The sequence below is a fragment of the Corallococcus sp. CA049B genome (assembly GCF_003611685.1).
Lineage (GTDB): Bacteria > Myxococcota > Myxococcia > Myxococcales > Myxococcaceae > Corallococcus > Corallococcus coralloides.
This window is the reverse complement of the sequence record NZ_RAWC01000079.1, coordinates 1-20,393: the sequence shown is the minus strand read 5'-3', so window position 1 is coordinate 20,393 and position 20,393 is coordinate 1. Positions and strand designations below refer to the sequence as shown.

Annotated in this window: 17 protein-coding genes; 6 read left to right on the top strand and 11 right to left on the bottom strand. The window is 71.1% G+C overall.

Translation table 11 applies throughout. The annotated features are described in order from the left end of the window. The first annotated feature begins 78 nt into the window (after positions 1-78). The 3 genes from D7W82_RS19000 to D7W82_RS18990 all read left to right on the top strand — a co-directional run bounded on the left by D7W82_RS19000 (position 79) and on the right by D7W82_RS18990 (position 5,538). Complete coding sequence (locus D7W82_RS19000) at positions 79-504, top strand: helix-turn-helix domain-containing protein (protein ID WP_120619701.1); 426 nt, start codon at positions 79-81, stop codon at positions 502-504. Positions 505-710: 206 nt separating this feature from the next. Then, positions 711-4,841, top strand: coding sequence for a DUF3857 and transglutaminase domain-containing protein (locus D7W82_RS18995; RefSeq protein ID WP_120619700.1), 4,131 nt, complete (start codon positions 711-713; stop codon positions 4,839-4,841). A 292-nt stretch (positions 4,842-5,133) separates the two neighbouring features. Beyond that, positions 5,134-5,538: a cupin domain-containing protein gene (locus D7W82_RS18990; RefSeq protein ID WP_158616689.1), complete on the top strand. Its 405-nt coding sequence runs from the start codon at positions 5,134-5,136 to the stop codon at positions 5,536-5,538. Positions 5,539-5,614: 76 nt separating this feature from the next. On the opposite strand, the gene D7W82_RS18985 is transcribed toward D7W82_RS18990, so the two are convergent. From D7W82_RS18985 to speD, 7 genes are read right to left on the bottom strand one after another with little or no spacing between them, the layout of a single operon-like run. Continuing rightward, complete coding sequence (locus D7W82_RS18985; RefSeq protein ID WP_120619699.1) at positions 5,615-6,901, bottom strand: low specificity L-threonine aldolase; 1,287 nt, start codon at positions 6,899-6,901, stop codon at positions 5,615-5,617. Between the two features lie 26 nt (positions 6,902-6,927). After that, positions 6,928-8,559, bottom strand: a complete 1,632-nt coding sequence (locus D7W82_RS18980; RefSeq protein WP_199727784.1) for an FAD-dependent oxidoreductase — start codon at positions 8,557-8,559, stop codon at positions 6,928-6,930. Next, positions 8,550-10,046, bottom strand: a complete 1,497-nt coding sequence (locus D7W82_RS18975; RefSeq protein ID WP_120619697.1) for a polyamine aminopropyltransferase — start codon at positions 10,044-10,046, stop codon at positions 8,550-8,552. Before D7W82_RS18975 ends, D7W82_RS18980 begins: the two co-directional genes overlap by 10 nt. Positions 10,047-10,059: 13 nt before the next feature. After that, complete coding sequence (locus tag D7W82_RS18970; protein WP_014393984.1) at positions 10,060-10,287, bottom strand: DUF350 domain-containing protein; 228 nt, start codon at positions 10,285-10,287, stop codon at positions 10,060-10,062. Continuing rightward, positions 10,287-10,448 carry a hypothetical protein gene (locus D7W82_RS40990; protein WP_014393983.1) on the bottom strand — a complete coding sequence of 54 codons (162 nt, stop codon included), beginning with the start codon at positions 10,446-10,448 and terminating at the stop codon, positions 10,287-10,289. The genes D7W82_RS18970 and D7W82_RS40990 overlap by 1 nt, the downstream gene beginning before the upstream one ends. 19 nt (positions 10,449-10,467) lie before the next feature. Beyond that, positions 10,468-12,384 (bottom strand): DUF4178 domain-containing protein, encoded by a 1,917-nt coding sequence (locus tag D7W82_RS18965; RefSeq protein ID WP_120619696.1) that lies wholly within the window; start codon positions 12,382-12,384, stop codon positions 10,468-10,470. After that, on the bottom strand, positions 12,381-12,731 hold the full coding sequence (gene speD, locus D7W82_RS18960) for an adenosylmethionine decarboxylase (RefSeq protein ID WP_120525197.1): 351 nt from the start codon (positions 12,729-12,731) through the stop codon (positions 12,381-12,383). Before speD ends, D7W82_RS18965 begins: the two co-directional genes overlap by 4 nt. Positions 12,732-12,806: 75 nt before the next feature. Between speD and D7W82_RS18955 the strand changes: the two genes are divergently transcribed. The 3 genes from D7W82_RS18955 to D7W82_RS18945 are packed head-to-tail and all read left to right on the top strand — an operon-like array spanning position 12,807 to position 14,690. Continuing rightward, positions 12,807-13,520 (top strand): peptidylprolyl isomerase, encoded by a 714-nt coding sequence (locus tag D7W82_RS18955; RefSeq protein ID WP_120619695.1) that lies wholly within the window; start codon positions 12,807-12,809, stop codon positions 13,518-13,520. Then, entirely contained in the window at positions 13,517-14,251 is a 735-nt protein-coding gene (locus D7W82_RS18950) for an alpha/beta hydrolase (RefSeq protein ID WP_120619694.1), read from the top strand. The genes D7W82_RS18955 and D7W82_RS18950 overlap by 4 nt, the downstream gene beginning before the upstream one ends. A 22-nt stretch (positions 14,252-14,273) precedes the next feature. Then, positions 14,274-14,690, top strand: a complete 417-nt coding sequence (locus D7W82_RS18945; RefSeq protein WP_120619693.1) for a secondary thiamine-phosphate synthase enzyme YjbQ — start codon at positions 14,274-14,276, stop codon at positions 14,688-14,690. Here D7W82_RS18945 and D7W82_RS18940 read toward each other — a convergent pair. The 4 genes from D7W82_RS18940 to D7W82_RS18925 form a co-directional block, all read right to left on the bottom strand. Continuing rightward, the gene (locus D7W82_RS18940; RefSeq protein WP_120619692.1) at positions 14,687-16,531 is read right to left on the bottom strand and encodes a L,D-transpeptidase family protein; all 1,845 of its coding nucleotides are present in this window, start codon (positions 16,529-16,531) and stop codon (positions 14,687-14,689) included. The genes D7W82_RS18945 and D7W82_RS18940 overlap by 4 nt on opposite strands. A 142-nt stretch (positions 16,532-16,673) precedes the next feature. Then, on the bottom strand, positions 16,674-18,035 hold the full coding sequence (locus D7W82_RS18935; RefSeq protein ID WP_120619691.1) for a sigma-54 dependent transcriptional regulator: 1,362 nt from the start codon (positions 18,033-18,035) through the stop codon (positions 16,674-16,676). Beyond that, on the bottom strand, positions 18,032-19,447 hold the full coding sequence (locus tag D7W82_RS18930; RefSeq protein WP_120619690.1) for an ATP-binding protein: 1,416 nt from the start codon (positions 19,445-19,447) through the stop codon (positions 18,032-18,034). The genes D7W82_RS18935 and D7W82_RS18930 overlap by 4 nt, the downstream gene beginning before the upstream one ends. 73 nt (positions 19,448-19,520) lie before the next feature. Next, a complete protein-coding gene (locus D7W82_RS18925) occupies positions 19,521-19,982 on the bottom strand; it encodes a hypothetical protein (RefSeq protein WP_120619689.1) in 462 nt (153 codons plus the stop codon). Positions 19,983-20,393 lie beyond the last annotated feature (411 nt).

Here is a 20,393-nt window from a genome sequence, read left to right as displayed (position 1 = left end):
CTGCTCCCGGGGGAGTAGGTTTCAAAAGGAGAGTGGGTATATGTTGGTAACTTCGGCGCACTTCAAGAAGGCACCTTCATGAAACTCGGTAACCTCGACCTCCCCTCGGAGGTCTGCCGCTCCGTCGGCGACGTGTTGGGCCGCATTGGCGACAAGTGGTCCGTGCTGGTCATCGTGCTGCTGGCGGACCACCCGCTGCGCTTCAGCGAGCTGCGCCGGACCATTGGCACCGTGTCGCAGAAGATGCTCACGGCCACGCTGCGGGGACTGGAGCGCGACGGCTACCTCACCCGCACCGTCACGCCCACCATCCCCCCGCGCGTGGACTACGCGCTCACGGAGATGGGACGTGACGTGCTGGTGCCCCTCAACGCGCTGGCCCACTGGGCACTCGCGCGCCGGGAGCAGGTGGAGGCCGCGCGCCGCGCCTATGACGCGAAGGCGGAGCATGCCGTGTCTCCGGATGAGGCCTCCCCGGAAGAGGCGACAGGCGGGCCCGCCTAGCTTACCTGCCGACCCGGTCCTGACGCACCCACCTGACTTACCCGGAAATCAACCAATCCCTCGCATCTGAACAGTCATTGAGGTGCAAACCCTCACGGCCATGACGGTGCGTGCGTGTCATTCCATACGGGCGATTCGTTAGGCTTTGCGCCGCGCGTCCTCCTTCATCCGCCGATCCCCGTCTGGACGGGCGCGCTTCCACGCCCATGCGCCATGCCTCACCGGTTCCGGCCCTCCGGAACGCGACGTCCGCCCCGCTGCTCTGCCTGCTCCTCGCCGCGCTCCCCGCCCTGGGCGCCGAGCGCGCCCTGCCCTGGGAGGAGCCGGCCTTCACGGCCTCCGCCTCCGCCATGGCCGCCAGCGCCGCGAAGCTGCCCGCGCCCGCCGGGGGCGGGGACGTGGAGGTGCTGCTGCGGGAGGGCAACTACCAGGAGCTGGGGCCCCACCGCTGGCGCACCACCCACCGCAACGTCTTCCGCATCCTCACCGCCGCGGGCGTGCGCCAGTGGGCCGAGGCCCGCGCCGAGTGGTCCCCCTGGCGCCAGCAGCGCCCCGTCCTCCGCGCCCGCGTCATCACGCCGGATGGGAAGGAGCACCCGCTGGATGAGGGGACGCTGCACGACGCGCCCGTGGAGGACTCGGCGCCGGACGTCTACAGCGACACCCGCGCGTTGCGCGCGCCGCTGCCCTCGCTGCGGCCCGGCAGCATCGTGGAGATGGAGTCGGTGGTGGAGGACACGCAGTCGTTCTTCGACGCGGGCGTCGTCACGCACTTCTACTTCGCCAGCCCCGTGCCCGTGCGCAAGGTGCGCCTGGCCATCGACGTGGCCCCCAGCACCCAGCTCGCGCTGCGCGTCCAGGGGCTGCCGCTGGAGCCGCTGCCGCAGCACCAGTCCGACCGCAAGCGGCTGAGCTTCGAGGGCGGCCCCTACGCCGCCGTGACGGCGCTGGAGGCGGACCTGCCCGCGGCCCAGGCCTTCCAGCCGCACGTGGCCTTCTCCACGGGCCGCTCCTGGAACGAGGTGGCCCGGGCCTATGACGCCATCGTGGAGCAGCAGCTGGACGGCGCGTCGCTCCAGGGCCGGGCCCGCGCGCTCGCGAAGGGCTCCAAGGACCGCCGCGTCGTGGCGCAGCGGCTGCTGGAGGAGGTGCGGGAGTCGGTGCGCTACACGGGGCTGGAGTTCGGCGCCGCCGCCATCGTCCCCGCGCCGCCGAAGCAGGTGCTCGCGCGCCAGTACGGCGACTGCAAGGAGATGTCCACGCTGCTCGTGGGCCTGCTGCGCGGCGCGGGCATCCCCGCCCACGTGGCGCTGGTGCGCTCCGGGCGCGAGGACGTGCCGGAGCTTCCGGGCATGGGCTTCTTCAATCACGCCATCGTCCACGTCCCCGGCACGCCCGCCCTGTGGATCGACCCCACGGATCCAGGCGCGGAGGCCGGGATGCTCGCCCCGGAGCTGCAGGGGCGCCACGCGCTGGTGGCCGCGCAGGACACCCAGGGGCTCTCCGTCATCGACGAGGCGCCCCCTTCGGCGAACACCGCCCTCTTCACCCGCACCGTGGAGCTGTCCGACGAGGGGCCGGCCCGCGTGAAGGAGACGCGCGAGCTGTCGGGCTCGCTGGCGGTGCAGTACCGCCGCATGCTGCGCGCGGTGCGCCCGGACGACCTGCGCCGCAACCTGGAGGCGCTGGCCACCGCGCAGTACCAGGGCACCCTGGAGGGCATGAAGCACACGTCGCTGGAGGAGGGCACCGGCCCCTTCCGGCTGGAGCTGGACGTCGCGTCCGCGCGCTTCGCCACCACGGGCTGGCGCAGCGCGCGCGTCCCCTTGCGGCTCGACTCGCCCCTGGCCTGGCTGCCGGACTCCCTGGACGACGTGCGGGAGCTGCTGCCGGACGAACTGGGCCGCAAGCCCGCCCTGCCCGCGAAGCGCAAGGCGGACCTGGTGCTCCCGGTGGCCTACCGCGCGGAGGTGCGCTACCGCCTGCGCCCACCCCAGGGCTTCGGCGTGCGGACCGTCCCCCGCGACGAGACGCTGCCCCTGGGGCCCGCCACGCTCGCGCTGGGCTACACGCGCGAGCCCGACGGCGGCCTCACCGCCACCTTCCGCTTCGACACCGTGAAGCGCCGCTACACGCCGGACGAGGTGACGGCCTTCCGCACGGCGCTGGCCACGTTCGCGCACCGGGCGCCGCTGGTGGTGGAGTTCGAGGACCGGGGCGCCCGGCTGGTGGCGGCGGGGCGGGTGAAGGACGGCCTGGACCTCTACGAGAAGCGGCTCACGTCGCGCGCGGACTCGGCGCAGGTGCGCGCGCGCTACGCCGGCACGCTCTTGCGGCTGGGCTTTGGCGAGCAGGCCCGCGGCGAGGCACGCCGGGCCGTGGAGCAGCGGCCGTCCTCGCCGCTGGTCCACCACGTGCTCGCGTGGGTCCTGCAGCATGATGCGCAGGGCCAGCGGCTGCGGCCGGGCGCGGACCTGGAGGGCGCGGTGGCGGCATGCCGCAAGGCCATCGCGCTGGAGCCGGACAACGTCGCCGCGAACGCGCTCCTGGCGGACCTGCTGGAGCACAACCGCGAGGGCGAGCACTTCGGCCGGGGCGCGCCGCTCGCCGAGGCGGTGGCCACCTGGCGCCACCTGCGCGATGACCTGCACGCCCAGGACGTGGACGACCGGCTCATCGCGGCCCTGTTCCGCTCGGGCGCCACCGACGAGGCGCTGGAGGCCGCGCGCAAGGCCGCGCCCTCCGACCTGCGGACGAAGGTGCTGGTGATGACCACGGCGGAGCGCCAGGGCATCCCGGCGGCCATCGCGGCGGCGGACCTCGAATTCGAAGGACCGGATGAGCGCCGTCAGGCGCTGGCGCTCGCGGGCAACCACCTGCTCACGCGGGGCCGGGCGGGCGACGCGGTGAAGCTCTTCGAGGCGGCGCTCAAGGGCGCGTACGATCCGGACCGCCAGTTCCAGCTGGAGCTGGCGAAGAACGCCCGCGACGGCAAGAACACGAAGGAGGAGAAGGGCCCGGAGGCGCTGGTGCGCCGCATCGTCAAGGCGGCCTGGACGGCGCGCGACGCGAAGGAGTTCAAGGCCACCATCCGCCCCCTGCTGTCCAACCGCGACCGCGAGGACAGCACGCTGGACCGCAAGCTGGAGCTGCTCCAGGCCCAGGCCTCGCGCTTCGCGCGGACCTCGCTGGACACCGTGGGCGAGTCCTCCATGGCGGACCTCGCGGTGGCCGCGCTCGACCTCAAGGTGGAGGGCCAGGAGAAGATCGGCTACCGGGTGCGGCTGAAGTTCCTGCTGGGCGCGCAGGTGTACGAGGACGCCTGGTACATCGTGAACGAGAGCAACCAGCTGCGCCTGCTGGGCTCGGTGACGGATCCGCGCCCGCTGGGAGCGGAGGCGCTGCGGTGGCTGGATGCCGGCAAGCTCAAGCAGGCCCTGGTGTGGATTGAGTGGGCCGTGGCGGACACCCGCGCGGTGGAGCCGTCGGGCCTGGCCCCGCTGGCCTCCTTCGCGAACACGCTGCGGGGCTTCTCCGGCGCGGAGGGCGTGACGCACCTGCGCGCCGCCTGCGCCTACCTGGGCGCGAGCACGGGGGACGCCCGCGTCCTCGCCGCGCTGCGGGCCCAGGCGCAGTACGCGTCAGGCGAGGAGCGGCACCGGCTGATGATGGCGCTGGCGGTGGCCATGCGGGCGAGCGGCCAGAGCCCGAGCGCCGAGGTCATCCTGGACGAGGTGCGCTCGGACGTCCCGCAGTCCGCGGATGCCTTCTGGCTCAAGCGCGAGATGCTCTCCGAGCGCGGCCGGTGGGCGGAGCTGCGCCAGGTGTCCGACAGCCGGCTCGGGCTGCTGCACACGGACAGCCTGGGCTTCGAGTCGCTGATGCTGGCCTCCCTGAACCTGGGCGACTGGGCGAGGCTGGACGAAGCCACGCGCGAGCTGATGGACCTGGGGGGCGCGGGGGCGGACGCGTACCGGACCCTGGCCTGGGCCGCGCTGCACCGCGGCCGGGTGAAGTCCGAGGACATCGCGTGGGCCCAGAAGGCCGTGCGCCTGGGCGCGGAGGGAGACACCACGCCCACCGCCCTGCTCGCCGCGCTGCTGGTGGAGTCCGGCAAGCTGGTGGAGGCCCAGAAGCTGGTGGACGACGCCATGGACCTGGGCGGCGCGGACACCCCGACGGACGCGGGCCTCGTCTACGTGAAGGCCCGGCTCGCGGAGTCCTTCGGGCTGACGGAGGCGGCCCGAGCGCTCTATCGCGCGGTTCCCCGCGACGACACGTCCGACGCGCGCTCGTTCCACCGGCTGGCGCAGGCCCGTCTCCATCGCGGCCGGTGAGCCACGTCCCTCACGACCGCGACCCGGACGGAGTGAGCGGCATGTGGGTTTCCCACATGGGTCCGCCGCTACCGGACGCTTTCTGCCTGTTCAGAAAATGCGGCTGACAGCGGCGCTGGCGGACAGCCGCCGTGGAATCTTCCTGAGACAAAGGGGTGGTTCAAAGACAACAACCTGACACGTGTGACTAACTTGCAAGGTTTTCCTTTCCGGGCGTTATCATGGCTGGCGACACACAGACGCAGGGCCGACCGTGGAGGCTTTCATGTCCGGAATGGCGATGATGGATGGAATGGTTCACACTGCGGACCTCGAGTGGAAGCCGCTCGGTCCTGGAACCTCCTACCGCCTGCTTCGCGTGAGCGCGGAGACGGGCGTGTGGAGCGCCATCCTGAAGATGGAGAAGGGCGCTGTCTTCGCGCCGCACAAGCACCTGGGCCCGGCGGAGATCTTCATCCTCTCCGGCTCCACGCAGGACCGCCTGGGCGTCACCCGCGCGGGGGACTACGAGTTCGAGCCGCTGGGCGCCGAGCACCCGTCCACCACCGCGCTGGAGGAGTCGCTCATCCACTTCACCGCGCACGGCCCCATCGCGTTCCACGACGACAAGGGCCGCATCGTGATGCTGCTGGACTCGGAGTTCTTCCTGAAGGCGCAGGCGCAGGAGCCGCAGTACAGCGTCAAGAAGGCGGCCTGAAGCACGGCCGCGGTGCTGTGTTTCATACGTCGGGTGTCTGACTTTGACACCCGACGTCAGGGTTGGCGGCCAGGGCTCAGGCCGCCTCCAGCAGGCGCAGGAAGGCCCTGGCCGCGTCCGCGTCGCTGATGTCCTGGAGCCCCTCGCTCACCTGCAGCTCCGTGGACACGACGCCGGGCACGCGCGTCTGCCCGAAGCCCCCCGCCACCCAGACGCGGTCCTCGCGCGCGATGCGGTCGCGCTGCTTGACGTAGGCCTGGGGTGAGCCGCGCAGGAACACGTGGAACATGTTCGTCTGCACGGGCTGCGGCAGCACGGTGACGCGCGAGTCCGCCGCGATGAGCGTGGTGATGGCCTTCGCCCGCTTCACGTAGCCGGGGATGGAGGCCAGCGCCGCGTCGAAGCGCATGGCGGCGGAGGCCACCAGCGGGGCCAGGTGGAACAGGTTGCCGCCGTGCCGGTGGCGCCACACGCGCGACTCCTTGATGAAGTCGCGGCTGCCCACCAGCATCGCGCCGCCGATGCCGCCCACCATCTTGTAGAAGGACACGTAGACGGAGTCGAAGCCCTTGCAGAGGTCCGCGTAGGAGCGGCCATAGAAGGGCTGGCTCTCCCACAGCCGCGCGCCGTCCATGTGCAGCTTCACCTTCTTGTCGCGGCAGGTGCGCTTGAGCTCCTGGAGCTGCTCCCACGTCTGGAGCTGCCCGCCCAGCCAGCGCACCGGCAGCTCCACGCTGACGCTGCCCAGCGTGTCGGGGGACTTCGCCACATCCTCCGCCAGGAGCGGACGCGTCCACGGGCCCAGGTTCACCGCGCGCAGCTGGTGCAGCACGGAGTAGGCGTCGTCCTCATGCAGCACGTGGTGGGACGACGGGTGCACGCCCACCGTGCGCACGTTGCTCGAGTCCGCGTAGATGCGCAGCGCGATGAGCTGCGCCATGGTGCCCGTGGGCATGAAGCACGCGTCCTCGAAGCCCAGCAGGTCCGCGAGCTTCTTCTCGAAGGCCTGCACGAAGTCGCCGTTGCCGTAGGAGTCGCTGGACAGCTTCTGGCGCTGCATCCACTCGCCAATGCGCACGTACTCCGCGCCGTCGTCGGACGTGGAGCTCACCGGCAGCGACGCGGTGCAGGCCTTGCGCAGCTGTTCGTACCCGGCCGGCGAGAGCGCCGGCGAGCCCGGCTTGGGCGCCGCGGCGTTCGCGTTCGCGGCGGGGACGCCCGCGAGCCCCGGCGATTTGGTGGTGCGCAGGGACGGCGTGCCTCCGTCCGGAGCCGCTTCGCTCCGATTCGGAAACAGCGTGGAGCCCGCGAGCAGGCTGGTGAGTCCGAGGAACTCCGCCCGGCTGAAGCGACTGTCCTTCATGTGCCCTACCCTCCCGCTTCGGATGGCTACAACCAACTGGCGCTCTTGAGCCCCATTCCCGCCAGGGCCCGCTCCGCGGCCTGCACGCCGAACCAGTTGGCCTCCTCGAAGAGGGCCATGCCGCCCAGGTCCGTGTGCGCGAAGTGCAGGTGCCGCCCCAGGCTCTGTTGCGCGGCGCGGCGAGCCTCACCCCAGAGGAAGCCGGGCTGGGGCCGCACCATGGCGTGGCCCCAGCGCTGCACCTCCAGCCGCTGCGCGAGCGCGCCCACCCCAGGGTGCGCCGGCAGCAGGTCCGCCATCACCAGCGCCTCCCAGTCCCCGTACGTCGCGGAGAGGGCCTGATTGCGCTCCGCCTTCACGTCCGCGCCGGCCATGGGCAGGTACCAGGTGAGCACCGTGGGCCCGCGCGCGTCCTGGCGCAGCGACTGGTGCGTGGCCACCACGTAGCCCAGGCTCCGGCTCTCGTAGAAGACGTTGTCCCAGGCCAGCGGGAAGCCCCGCGACGCCGGGGGCGCGGACACCGTCAGGTTCGCCACCACCCACGGGCTGTAGACGAAGGCGTCCATCCACGCGGGGCGGGCCTCGCGCCACGGCGCCACCACGTGCGCGGCGACGAAGCGCGGGCACGCCAGCACCACCTGCCGGGCATGGAAGGCCCTGGGCGCCCCGGTGCGCGCATCCAGCGCGTGCACGCGGCAGCCGTCCTCTCCTGGCTCCACCGTGTGCACCAGCACCTGCGTCTCCAGCTGGCGCGGGCCCAGCGACGACGCCAGCTGCTTCACCAGCCGGCCGTTGCCCTCGGGCCAGGAGAGGAAGCCGTCGCTGCGCTCACCCTTCCCGTTCTGCCGCGCGGCGAAGTACCAGATGCCCGCCCAGGCGGAGACGTGCTCGGAGGTGGCGCCGTAGTCGTCGCGGCACGCGTAGTCCACGAACCACTTCAGCCGGGGCGAGCGGAAGCCCTCCGCCTCCATCCACCGCGCCATGCTCAGCGCGTCCAGCGCGGTCCACTCCGCGTCGTCGCTGGAGAGCGCCACCGGCACCGCGAACGCCTTGCGCCCCTTCGCGTCGCGCGCGGCGGCGAAGGCGTTCATCTTCGTGTCGAAGCGCTCCAGCTCCGCCAGGTCCTCGGGGCTCGCGCCCGCGCGCAGGTACAGCCCTTCGTACCAGTGGCCCTTGAAGAAGACGCGCTCGTCGGGCTCCTGGATGAGCAGCTCCTCCGCGAACGACGGGTGGCCCTCCGCGTCCACGCCGGTGACGGCGTCCATCTCCCGCAACAGGCGCATCACCGGCCCCGTGTCCTCCAGGGGGGATGGCAGGTAGTGCGCGCCCCATGGGAACGCGGACACGGCGTTGCGGCCGGAGCGGGACGTGCCCCCGGCCTCCGCCTCCAGCTCCACCACGCGCAGGTCCTTCACGCCCGCGGCGGACAGGCGCCACGCGGCGGACAGCCCGGCCGCGCCCGCGCCGACAATCAACACGCCCACCGGCTCGAAGTCCTGCGCGCGCGGCAGCGGCCCTGTGCGCAACTTGTGGCCGGTGTCCACCGCCCGGTCCACGATGGCGCCCGGCACCGGCGCGCGAGCGGCCTGCCGCGTACAGGCGCTCGCCACGGAGGCGCCCAGGAACGCGGCGACCAGCTCGCGCCGCGTCAGTTCCACCGGCGCCACTCCTCTTCGTAGTAGTGCACCAGCACCTGGTTGTTCAGCCGGTTCACCTCCGCCGGCAGCGCGGCCATGTCTGGAGAGAAGCGCGTGAGCCCCTCCAGCGTGTCCTCGTCCAGGAACGCCAATCCGTCCGGCAGCTGGCGGTGGCGGCCGGCCGGCTCCTGCGCCACCAGCACGTAGCCCCACTCACCGAAGGACGGCACCAGCGCGTGGTACGGCTGCGTCCAGAAGCCCGCTGCCTTCAACGTGGTCTCCACGCACCAGAACGAGCGCCGCGCGAACAGCGGACTCGTGCTCTGGATGACCGCCACGCCGCCCGGCGCCATGCGCTTCTTCAAAATCTTGTAGAAGCCCGTCGTGTACAGCTTCCCCAGCGCGAAGTTGTTGGGGTCCGGGAAGTCCACGATGACGACGTCCCAGGCGTTGGCGCCTTCGGTCAGAAACTGCATGGCGTCCGTGTTGATGACGCGCATCTTCGGGTGCGTCATGGCGTGGTGGTTGAGCGCCGCCAGCTCCGGGTAGTTCGTGGCGAGCCCGGTGATGGCGGGGTCCAGGTCCACCAGCGTGACGGACTTCACCTCCGGATACCGCAGCACCTCGCGCGCCGCGAGCCCGTCCCCGCCGCCGAGAATCAGCACGTGCTCCACCTTCCGCGCGCGCACCATGGCCGGGTGCACCAGGGACTCGTGGTAGCGGTACTCGTCGATGCTGGCGAACTGGAGGTTGCCGTTGAGGAACAGCGAGAAGCCCCGCTTGCCGCGCGTGACGATGATGCGCTGGTAGGGGGAGCTCGTGGCGTGGACGACGTCGTCCGCGTAGAGCTGGTCTTCGTAGAACGTGGTGAGCCGGTCCCCCAGCGCGAAGCACACCAGCAGCCCCGCGCACAGCGCCACCGCCTTGATGCGCAGGCGCACGGGGTTGGCCAGCACGGGCGCGAGCAGCCACGTGCTCCACAGCCCCACGCCCGCGTTGAGCAGGCCGAAGAGCAGCGACGTGCGCACCAGCCCCAGCTTCGGCACCAGCAAGAGCGGGAAGGCCACGCTGGCCGCGAGCGCGCCCAGGTAGTCGAACGTCAGCACCTGGCTGACCAGGTCCTTGAACTTGAGCTGGTCCTGCAGGATGCGCAGCAGGAGGGGAATCTCCAGCCCCACCAGCGTGCCAATGACGAGCACGCTGCCGTACAGCACCACGGGGAACACGCTGGTGAGCGTGAAGGTGAGGAACAGCATCGGCGCGCACAGCCCGCCGACCAGGGCCACGGCCAGCTCTATCTCCACGAAGCGCTGGGCCACCCCGCGCTCCACGAAGCGCGACAGGTAGCTGCCAATGCCCATGGCGAAGAGGTAGCCGCCGATGACAGTGGAGAACTGGGTGATGCTGTCCCCCAGCAGGTAGCTGGCGAGCGTCCCGACGATGAGCTCGTAGATGAGCCCGCACGTCGCGATGACGAGGACGGTGAGGAAGAGCAGCGTCTTGTTCAAAGCGTCACGTGTTTCAGCCGCTGATGGCCGCCGCGATGATGATGGCCAGGCCCAGGATGAACGAGCCGATGACGATGCCCAGCGCGGTGTTCTGGTCGACCTCGATTTCCTTGTGCACGTCGTACGGCAGGATGAGGCGGATGACGTAGAAGCCGGCCACGAACACCACCAGGCCGATGAGCGAATAGATGACGCTCGCCAGCACTCCCTGCAGGGTGACCACCACTCCGAGCAACAGCATCACTTGCCTCCCATGAATCCACCGGTCCACAGCAGCACGCCGCCGGGACCGCGCTTCACGTCGCCGGTCACCCGCCCGCGCTCCTCGTCACTGAAAGGGGCCCAGCCCGTATAGGTGGCCCACGCGTACGCCACGAGCACCAGTCCGCCCAGGTACTTCATCGTCCACCTCCCTGTCCGCTCACAGGTTGCTTTCCTTCCAGCGCTCGGTTTCGAAGCTGTTGGCGCTGAAGAACGACAGCGCCGGAATCACCAGCAGCAGCACCAGCGAGATGACGAACCAGCTCTCGTTGGGCGTGTCGTGCGTGAGCACCACCTGGTAGCTGACGACGGGCCCCAACTGGGGCCCCTTGAGCTTCAGGGCCGGGTCGAACGACGTGGTCGTCCGCAGCACGTACGTCCCCTTGGGCAGCGACGACAGGAACACGCTGCCGCTCTGGCTGCCCTCGCTCCAGGAGCCGTCGCTGTCGCGCCCGTGGTAGAAGCTCACCTCTTCGTAGAAGCTCACCACGTCCTGCGTGTCCTGGTTCACCAGGTCGCCCTGCACGCCCACCCAGGCATTGTTCAGCGCCTGCGACATGTGGATCTGCGCCCGCATGTTGCCGGCCCGCTGAAGCTCGAAGGGCTCGCTGAAGTGCATGGCGTCGGCGGTGCCGGAGTTCGCGGTCCGGGGCAGCGTCACCCGCAGGTCCAGCACCTGCGCGTTGAGGGCGCGCATGTGGAACACGGCCGACAGCGCGAACAGCCCCAGCAGCCACACGGCGGACCAGAGCAGCGTGCGCATCATCGACTCGCGGCGCAGGTTCGGCTGGCTGGGCGCGATGCCCCGGGGCCCGGGCAGCGGCTCCTTCAGCTTGAACGCGTCGCGCACCGTCTCCGGGGAGAGGTACTCGCCATGCGTGTACGAGACCTCGTTGTCGGTGGCGTCCTCGTTCACCGAGTACGGCGGCGCGACGTACTCCGTGGCGCGCGCCTTCTCGCCCTGGAAGACCTTCCAGTAGAACTCACCCACCACCGCGTCGGTGACGGCGGTGACGGACTGGAAGGCCTTGTAGCGGCGGCGCTCGTAGAAGGCGGACACCTGCGGCACGACGTTGACGTCACCGGCGGCCATGGGCGTCAGGAACACCCAGTGGCCGTTGGACTCCATCAGCCAGGTGAAGCCGCGCGCCGGGTGGTAGAGCAGGTACTCCATCCACGGGTAGCGCGTGCCCTCCACCACGCACGAGCGCTCCTGGTAGCCGATGCAGATCCACTCCGTGCCGTCGAGCGTGCCCTTCTGCCCCAGCTGGATGGCGGCTGGCAGCTCCGGCTTCTGGAGCAGCTTGAGGAAGGCCAGCTTGCCCTGCGCCACGCTCATCAGCGCGCCGCAGTACGGGCACGCCACGCGCAGCGTCTGGTCCGGCGCGCGCAGCTCCAGCGGGCCGTTGCAGTTGGTGCAGCGCGCCTGCTGGAGCTGGGCCTTGCGCACGCGGGGGCGCATCTCCCCCGCGGGGATGCCCAGCTGCTTGAGCTCCAGCCGCTGCCCCAGGAACACCTCCGGGTCTCGGTCGCGCGTGCCGAAGTCCAGCGTGACGAACAGGCCGCGCGGGCCGGTGGCGTCCACGTAGTAGCTGTCCGCCTGGGGATCCACGTCGCTGGGGAGCTGTCCCTCCGCGGCGACGACGCGCCCGTGGCCGCGCTCCTCCACCACCAGCGGGCGGTTGCGCAGGCGCAGGCGGTCCCCGGGGTGGAGGTGCTCCAGCTCGATGCCCTCCTCCACACCCGCGTCGGAGAGCAGGTGGAAGGCGCCCTCGGACTCGCTGAGCCAGCCGGTGCGGCCGTCGGCCATCTCCACGTACCACTCGTCCCAGGGGCCGGCGCCGTGGTCCTTCTGGAGGTGCCCGACGATCTGGTACGAGGTGCCGTTGACGCGGCCCTCCAGCCCCAGGCGCAGCGGGGAGTCCGTCTCCACGATGCGGGCCACCTTGCCGTGGTCCTCCAGCTCCGCGCCCACGCGGGCCACCATCGTCTGGCAGTGGCCGCACACCACGACCTGCGCCGACCCGGCGGAGAACTCCACGCTCGCGCCACACGACGGACACGCCCCCTGCGTCACGCCTCCACCCCTCTCGACAGCTCGCGCACGCGGCACGACGTGGCGCCCAGGTGCTTCGCAGCCAGCGCGTCGAAGTCCGGGCGCGCGCGGGTGCGGCAGCAGTAGACGTTGAGCGCGGCGAAGCCATGCTCCGGGAAGGTGTGGATGGCCAGGTGGCTCTCGGCCAGGAGCGCCAGGCCGGTGACGCCGCCGGGCTCCGGGAAGACGTGCCACTGCGGCTGGCCCACGACCTTCAGGTCCATCAGGACGACCAGCTCCTCGAAGAGCGCCGCCAGCGCGGCCGCGTCCTTGAGCCGCTCCGGCGCGCAGCCGCTCGCGTCAACCAGCCATTCCTGTCCGGTTGTCACAGGGGAAACCTCCGGGGATGAAGCCCCTCTTTAACACGCTGGAGCCGGGTCGAAAGCCGCTAGGATGCGCGCCCCATGCGCACCCGATTCCTGACCGCTGGACTCCTCTGCCTCGCCCTGACCGCGTGCTCCAAGGACAAGGAGCAGCCGCCGGCCGCGAAGGCCCCCGCAGCACCACCCTCCAACTCCGCGGCGGCTACCCGCACGGTGAGCCTGCAGACGGACGCGGCCTCCGCGAAGGGCTTCCAGAAGAAGGCGCTGGAGGGCCAGGACCTCTGGGCCACGATGGAGACGAACCAGGGCACCATCGTGCTCAAGCTCTTCTCCAAGGACGCGCCCAAGACGGTGGCGAACTTCGTGGGCCTGGCGTCCGGCGAGCAGGCGTGGATCAACCCCAAGACGGGTGAGCGCGTGGAGGGCAAGCCGCTCTACGACGGCGTCATCTTCCACCGCGTCATCCCCGACTTCATGATCCAGGGCGGCGACCCCACGGGCACCGGCCGGGGCGACCCGGGCTACCGCTTCGAGGACGAGTTCAAGAGCAACCGGGACTTCGACAAGAAGGGCCTCTTGGCCATGGCCAACGCGGGCCCGGGCACCAACGGCAGCCAGTTCTTCATCACCACGTCCACGCCGCAGTTCCTCAAGGGCCGGCACACCATCTTCGGTGAGGTGGTGAAGGGCTACGACGTGGTGGAGAAGATCGCCAACACGCCGCGCAACCGGCAGGACCGGCCGGACACGGACATGGTCATCCAGCACGTCACCATCAGCGACGCGCAGCCGTGAGCCTCCGCCCGCGCCACGTGCGCACGAAGCTGGGAGAGCTGGACTGCCACGTGGTGGACGCGCTCCCCGAGGGCGCGACGCCGGAGCTGGTGGTGCTGCTGAGCCACGGCTTCGGCGCGCCGGGCACGGACCTGGTGGCGCTGGCGCCCGAGCTGATGATGGCCGCGCCCCGACTGGCGCAGGGCGTGCGGTTCGTCTTTCCGGAGGCCCTGCTGCCGCTGGACGCGCTGGGCATGCCCGGGGGCCGCGCGTGGTTCGAGCTCCCCATGGCCATCCTGATGGGCCAGGGCCGGGACTGGGCGCACTACTCGCAGACGGTGCCGCCGGGGATGCCCGCCGCGCGCCGGGCGCTGATGAGCGTGGTGGCGGCGCTCCAGGTGCCCTTGAACCGCGTGGTGCTGGGAGGCTTCAGCCAGGGCGCGATGGTGTCCACGGACGTGGCGCTGCGGCTGGAGGAGTGCCCCGCCGGCCTGTGTCTCCTGTCCGGGGCCATGGTCGCCGGCAAGGAGTGGGAGGCCAAGGTCCGCGGCCGTCCGTCCCTGCCGGTGTTCCAGGCACACGGCCGGCAGGACGCGGTGCTGCCCTTCCAGGAAGGCGAGCGCCTGCGCGACCTGCTGATGGGCGCGGGGCTGCCGGTGGAGTTCCTGCCTTTCGACGGTGGGCACACCATCATCACGGAGGAGCTGGAGCAGCTGGCGGCATTCCTGGTGAAGCGGCTGGACGGGCGCTGAAGCCGCGGGACGGAGGCCTGGGGTGTATCAGGCGAAGGAGCTGACGGTGTCCACGCGAGGCCGAGGCCTGGTGGACATCACCGGTGAGGTGCAGCGGGCGGTGAAGGGCACGGGCATCCGCGAGGGCCTGTGCACGGTGTTCCTGCACCACACCAGCGCGTCGCTGATCATCAGCGAGAACGCGGACCCCGTCGTCCAGCGCGACCTGGAGGCGTTCTTCTCCCGGCTGGTGAAGGACGGGGATCCGCTGTTCCAGCACGACGCGGAGGGGCCGGACGACATGCCCGCGCACGTGCGCACGGTGCTGACGCAGGTGTCCCTGAGCATCCCGGTGAAGGACGGCGAGGCGGACCTGGGCACGTGGCAGGGCGTCTACGTCTGGGAGCACCGCACGTCACCGCACCGCCGCCGCGTCACGGTGTCCGTGCTGGGCGGTTAGAGGTCCCGGACGGTGGCGACGATGGGGGCGCCCTTGCGGCGCTTCTTTGGCGCTTCGTAGGCCTGGCCCCGGATGCGCACCCAGGTGCCGGGGTCGTCCGGCATCGCGTGGACCATGGACCAGCCGGTGGGCACTTCGGGCGTCGTCCACCCGTAGAGGGCCCGCGCGTCCTTGGGGGACAGGTTGATGCAACCGTGGCTCACGGGTTCGCCGAAGCGGTCGTGCCAGTAGGCGGTGTGCAGGGCGAAGTCGCCCTCGAAGAACATGGTCCACGGCACGGTGGCCACGCGGTAGCTGGCCTTGCCCATGGTGCCCGTCATGTCCGCTTCCGCGAACTTCACCCAGATGCGGAAGAGGCCTTCCGGCGTGTCGGTGCCCGGTTTGCCGGAGGAGATGAGCGTGGCGTAGACGGGACGGTCGCCCTCGTAGGCGATGAGCGTCTGGGCCTCCAGGTCCACGTCCAGCCAGCGCGCGCCGGGCTCCACGATGGACGGGGACGCCAGCGACCACGCGACGTGCAGGTCGTCGCGCGCCACCCAGTGGTCCTCCGCGATGCGGACCCACTGGCCGTCGGGCGACAACTCGCGCACGGAGACGAGCGTGCGCGGCGGGAGGGTCGTCTCTCGTTCCGCTCGCGCGTCCGGGGCCTTGCGCACCACCACGTCGGTGCGGGGGGCGGAGCGGGACTGGGCCCAGCCGAAGGGCATGGGCAGGGACGCGAGCGCCTCCGCGTCCAGGCCGCTGAAGTCTGAGGGGCGGTGTTCGCGCAGCACACGCGCTTCGAAGTACTGGCCATCCGAGGTGCGCCAGAAGGTGCGCCGGCCGACCTTCACCTGGCCCAGGAGCTTCACGGTGACGGAGCCCTTGAGCAGCACGCCCTGCTTCTTGCGGCGGGCGAGGGCGAGGCTCGGATAGGCGCGCACGCGGTGCCCCACGACGCGAGCGTAGACGCCGGGGGTGAGCGCGCCCTCCTCCACGCGGGGCAGCGGGCGGACACGGGGCTCGCGGAAGTTCTGCTCTAGGTAGCGCTCGCAGACCCAGCCACGCGGTTGCAATTGCACCCAGGTGTCGCAGTCCGGCCCGCGCATCGCGCCCTGCCACTTCACGCGCATGTCCTGGGCCACGGTGCCCAGCGAAGGTGAGTCCTGCCGGGGCTCGGAGCGCACCGCGATGGAGCGACGCACACGCAGCGAGCCCGCATCCGGTGCATATGGGATGGCGTAGGGCTCCATGCCCGCGTCGACTTCCGCGAGCGGTGCTTCCGCGACCGCGTCCTCGTCACCGTCGGCGCCCGTGATGGTTGTGGGCTCCGGGGTGTCGGTCCCCGCGTTGGCGACAGGCACGTTCGGGTCGGAACCCACGGCGACAGCGCTCCCGCCGTCCAAGTCCTGCACGAGGGCATCCGTATCAGTCGCGGTGGCTTCGTCGTCCGCGTCGATCAACGGCTCACCATCCGGTCCCAGCTCCAGCACGGGGACCTCGGACTCGGTGATGACCTGGGGCTCCTCTTCGCCCGGCAGCGCTTCGGTGTTCGCGCCGACGGAGATGGATTGCGACAGCGAGAGCGCACTGCCCGCGTCCTCCGGATCCTCCATGACGCCCAGCAGCGCCGGAGCAGCCGCATGCGTGACACCACCGTCATCAGTAGGCGCGGGCGCGGTGGCCTGCCATGCGGAGTGGAGCGCCCGCGCGGACTCCGCCGGCACGGCCTCCAACTCGGGCGCGGGGGCCTGCGCCGTCACGGTGCCCGCGTCCACCGGCACTGCGCGAACGGGGGGCTCCACCGGAGCGCACGCGAAGAACAACAGGGGGAGTCCGAGGGGGAACCAGCGGCGGCGCATACAGGCCGCAACGCTACGGGTCCCCGCTGACATCCTCAACGTCGGCCCAGGTGCGATCTCCTGCGCGCGGAAGCGCGTGGGTGGGCAGGGCTTGCGCCCTGAACGGCGATTGCCACGAACGGCGGAAACCGCCTCCTGTGGATCAGCTCCGCCCCTCCGCGGGCGGCATCCCTTCGGGCGACTCCGGCGCCTCCAGGAGCTTGTAGAGCGTCTTGCGGTCCACGCCCAACAGGCGCGCGGCTTCGCTCTTGTTGCCGCCCACGTGCTGGAGCACGTGCGCCGCGTAGCGCCTGGACAGCTCCGCGAGGGGCGGCAAATCCCCCGCGAGCCCCGTCAGCCGCTTGGGCGCGTCACCGATGGGCTCCGGAAAGTCCGGCGGCCCCAGCACGCCCGTCACGTTCAGCGCGAGCGCCCGCGCCATCACGTTCTCCAGCTGCCGCACGTTGCCCGGCCAGTCGTACACCGTGAGCCGCGCCATCGCGTCCGCCGTCACCACCGGCCGCACCCCGCCCCGCGCGTGCAGCGACGCGAAGTGCTCCACCAGCGCCGGGATGTCCTCGCGCCGCTCACGCAAGGGCGGCAGGTGCAGGTGCACCACGTCCAGCCGGTACAGCAGGTCCTCGCGGAACGCCCCTTCCGCCACCCGCGCCTTCAAGTCCTTGTTCGTCGCCGCCAGCACCCGCACGTCCACCTTCACCGGGACGCTCTCGCCCACGCGGCGGATCTCCCCCTCCTGGAGCACGCGCAGGAGCTGCGACTGGACCTTCATCCCCACGTCGCCAATCTCGTCCAGGAACAGCGTGCCGCCGTTGGCCTCCTCGAACAGGCCGCGCCGCGCCCCCGACGCCCCCGTGAAGCTGCCCTTCGCGTGGCCGAACAGCTCGCTCTCCATCAGCGACTCGGTGATGGCGCCGCAGTCCACCGGGATGAACGGCCCGGACGTGCGCGCCGAGCGCTTGTGCAGCGCCCGCGCCACCATCTCCTTGCCCGTGCCCGTCTCACCCGTAATCAGCACCGGCACGTTGCTGGTCGCCGCGCGGGCCACCTGCTTGTAGACCTCCAGCAGCGCCTGGCTGCGGCCCACCAGCGACGTGCGCTCCACCTGCTTGCGCAGCGTGCGGTTCTCCTCCACCAGCCGCTTCTGCTCCAGCGCCCGCTTCGCCACCCGCATGATGGCGTCCACGTCGAACGGCTTGGACAGGTAGTCGAAGGCGCCCAGCTGGATGCTGTCCAGCGCGCCCTCGATGTTGCCGAACGCCGTCACGACAATCACCGGCGTGTCCGGCAGGTTCTGCTTCACCAGCTGGAGCACCTTCAGGCCGTCGCCCGGGTCGGGCATGGCCATGTCCGTGAGCACCAGGTCGAAGGACTGCTCGCCCATCCGCTCCGCCGCGCCCTTGGGGTCCGGCGCCTGCGTCACCGGACCCAGCACGCCCAGCAGGCGCTGGAGCAGGTCCCGCGCATGCGGATCATCATCGACGACGAGGATTCGGGCTGTGCTCATGAGGCCTTGCGGATGGAGTGGGCGTCGGACTCCACCACAAGCGGCGCCGGAGTGCGCGCCGCACGTGCGAACCGCACGCGGATCCGCGTGCCCTTGCCTTCTTCTGAATGAACCGTGAGCGTGCCGCCGTGCGCCTCCACCACGCGCCGGGTGGTGGCCAGGCCCAGGCCGTGCCCCGGAATGCCCCGCACCTCCGCGGCCCGGAAGAACGGCTGGAACAGCGATGCCTGCGTCGCCGCGCTCATCCCCAGCCCGTTGTCCGTCACCTCCACCACCGCGTCCGTCCCCTCCGTCGCCACCCGCACCTTCACGCGCGGATCCGGCCGCCCCGCCGTGTACTTCACCGCGTTGGACAAGAGATTCCGCGCCACCACCTGGAGCAGCTGCGCGGGACAATCCACCAGCACGCCCGGCTCCAGCTCGCGCTCCAGCGACACGCCCAGCGCCGTGGCCGTCTGGCTCACCTCCAGCAGCAGCGTGCTCACCGCCGTGTCCAATTCCCCCATCGTCCCGTCGCCCCGGGTGCCCGCGCGGCAGAAGCGCAGCAGCGCTTCAATGAGCTCGCCCATGCGCACCGCGCTGGATTCGCACTGCGAAATCATCTCCAGCGCGCCCGGGTCCTTCACCGCGCCGGAGCGCCGGATGAGCGTCAGGTAGCCCTTGAGCGGGGACAGCGGGCCCATCAGGTCGTGCGCCACGCGGCGGGTGAACGCATCCAGCTCCTGGTTGTGCCGCCCCAATTCCTCCAGCTGTCCCTGGATGGTGGCGTCCTGGCGCTTGAGCAGGGAGATGATGTGCCAGCCCACCAGCATGGACAGCAGGATGGCCAGCAGCGTGGTGGCCGCGCCCAGTGCGGTATTGCGCACCCGCAGCGTCCCCAGCCGCCCCACCAGCACGCGCGCGTCGGACGCGTTCTCCGTGGCCAGCTGTCCCGCCAGCTGGTCCACCTCCGCCGCCAGGGGACGGATGCTCTCCACCAGGTGGCGCCGGGCGCGCTCCGCGTCGCGCTGCCGTGAGAACACCGCCGCCGCGCGCACCTGATCCGCCAGCCCCTGGCACGCGCCGTTGAAGCGCAGCCAGATCTCCTTCTCGCCGGGCGGCAGGTGGCGCATGTACGCCTCCGAGGACTGCCGGATGCCGCCCAGGATGTCCTCCATCACCGCGTCGGCTTCCTTGCGCTCGGCGTCGCCGCTGGAGCGCACGTGCGCCTCGATGGCGGACTCCAGCGACATCACGTCCACGCGGATGCGGCCGATGAGGCTCGCGCGCTCCAGGGCCTCCAGCACCAGCGCGTCCACCTGATGCCCGGTGCGCACCTCCGTCCAGAGCATGAAGCCGGTGACGCCCGACAAGAGCATCACCACGAAGAAGAAACCCGCGCGGTAGCCACGGATGGGGGTCCGCGAGTTCATCGCCACGGGGACGCTCCTTGGGTCGACAGGGGAAGGACCCGCGGGCGCCCGGGGACGGACGCCCACGCGAAACTCACGGCACCGGCCCGGCCGCCTCGGTGGAGGTGGCGCCCGGCAGGGGCGGCTGGGTGCGCCGCCGCGCGCGCTCCAGCGCGGACTCGTACCAGACGTCCGACAGCTCCTCGTGCAGCGCCGCCAGCTCGCGCTGCCGCGCCAACAGCTGCGCGTTGTGCTCCTCCAGCGTGTGGCGCTCCGTCTCCAGCCGCGCCAGCTCCTCCGCCGCGGTCGCGCGCGCCTGCTCCGCCTCCGCGCGCGCCTGCTCCGCCTCCGCGCGCTCCTGCGCCAGCTCCTCCAGCGCGGACTCCAGCGCCGCCAGCTTCGCCGCCAACGCCTCGGTGCGCTCGCGCTCGGACTGGTACTCGCGCTGCCAACGCTCCGTCTCCAACACCTGGGCCTGGAGGCGCTCGGGGGGAATGGTCGCGGCGCATCCCACTCCCAGCCACGCCACACTCCATGCCGCCAGCAGGTGCCGCATACGCCATCTCTCCCGACACCTGGCCGCGCGACATGCACGACGAGGACGTCCGGGCTTCATGCTCCGCTTCATGCCCCGGCGCGTGGCGCTCGGAACGGAAGGTCGCGGTGCAGCTTGCAGAAGAGCGCCGTTGCCGTCAAAGCAACGTGCGCCTGCCTGGGGAGCTTGCACCCATTGTTGCAATCGCAACTGAGGAGTTTCTCCCCATGGCGGATCCGCTCCCACCCGGAGAACCCCGCGAAGTTGCTTGAAACCGGTGCTGGCACGGCGAGTGCTCAAGGGTCATGGCATCAACCGATGCAATCCCGCGTCGGCGTGTCGTCCCCGGAGCCATCCATGAAGACCGTCATCGTCGCCGCCCTCTTCGCCGCCACCACCGCGTTCGCCAACACCCCGGCTCCCGCCGCCGCC

Excerpts from the sequence above, each read along its gene's own strand:
- D7W82_RS18930 (WP_120619690.1), bottom strand. The coding sequence starts at position 19,447 with ATGAACTCGCGGACCCCCATCCGTGGCTACCGCGCGGGTTTCTTCTTC.
- D7W82_RS18995 (WP_120619700.1), top strand. The coding sequence starts at position 711 with ATGCGCCATGCCTCACCGGTTCCGGCCCTCCGGAACGCGACGTCCGCC.
- D7W82_RS18985 (WP_120619699.1), bottom strand. The coding sequence starts at position 6,901 with ATGAAGGACAGTCGCTTCAGCCGGGCGGAGTTCCTCGGACTCACCAGC.
- D7W82_RS18935 (WP_120619691.1), bottom strand. The coding sequence starts at position 18,035 with ATGAGCACAGCCCGAATCCTCGTCGTCGATGATGATCCGCATGCGCGG.
- D7W82_RS18955 (WP_120619695.1), top strand. The coding sequence starts at position 12,807 with ATGCGCACCCGATTCCTGACCGCTGGACTCCTCTGCCTCGCCCTGACC.
- D7W82_RS40990 (WP_014393983.1), bottom strand. The coding sequence starts at position 10,448 with ATGAAGTACCTGGGCGGACTGGTGCTCGTGGCGTACGCGTGGGCCACC.
- D7W82_RS18940 (WP_120619692.1), bottom strand. The coding sequence starts at position 16,531 with ATGCGCCGCCGCTGGTTCCCCCTCGGACTCCCCCTGTTGTTCTTCGCG.
- D7W82_RS19000 (WP_120619701.1), top strand. The coding sequence starts at position 79 with ATGAAACTCGGTAACCTCGACCTCCCCTCGGAGGTCTGCCGCTCCGTC.
- D7W82_RS18970 (WP_014393984.1), bottom strand. The coding sequence starts at position 10,287 with ATGCTGTTGCTCGGAGTGGTGGTCACCCTGCAGGGAGTGCTGGCGAGC.
- D7W82_RS18925 (WP_120619689.1), bottom strand. The coding sequence starts at position 19,982 with ATGCGGCACCTGCTGGCGGCATGGAGTGTGGCGTGGCTGGGAGTGGGA.
- D7W82_RS18990 (WP_158616689.1), top strand. The coding sequence starts at position 5,134 with ATGGTTCACACTGCGGACCTCGAGTGGAAGCCGCTCGGTCCTGGAACC.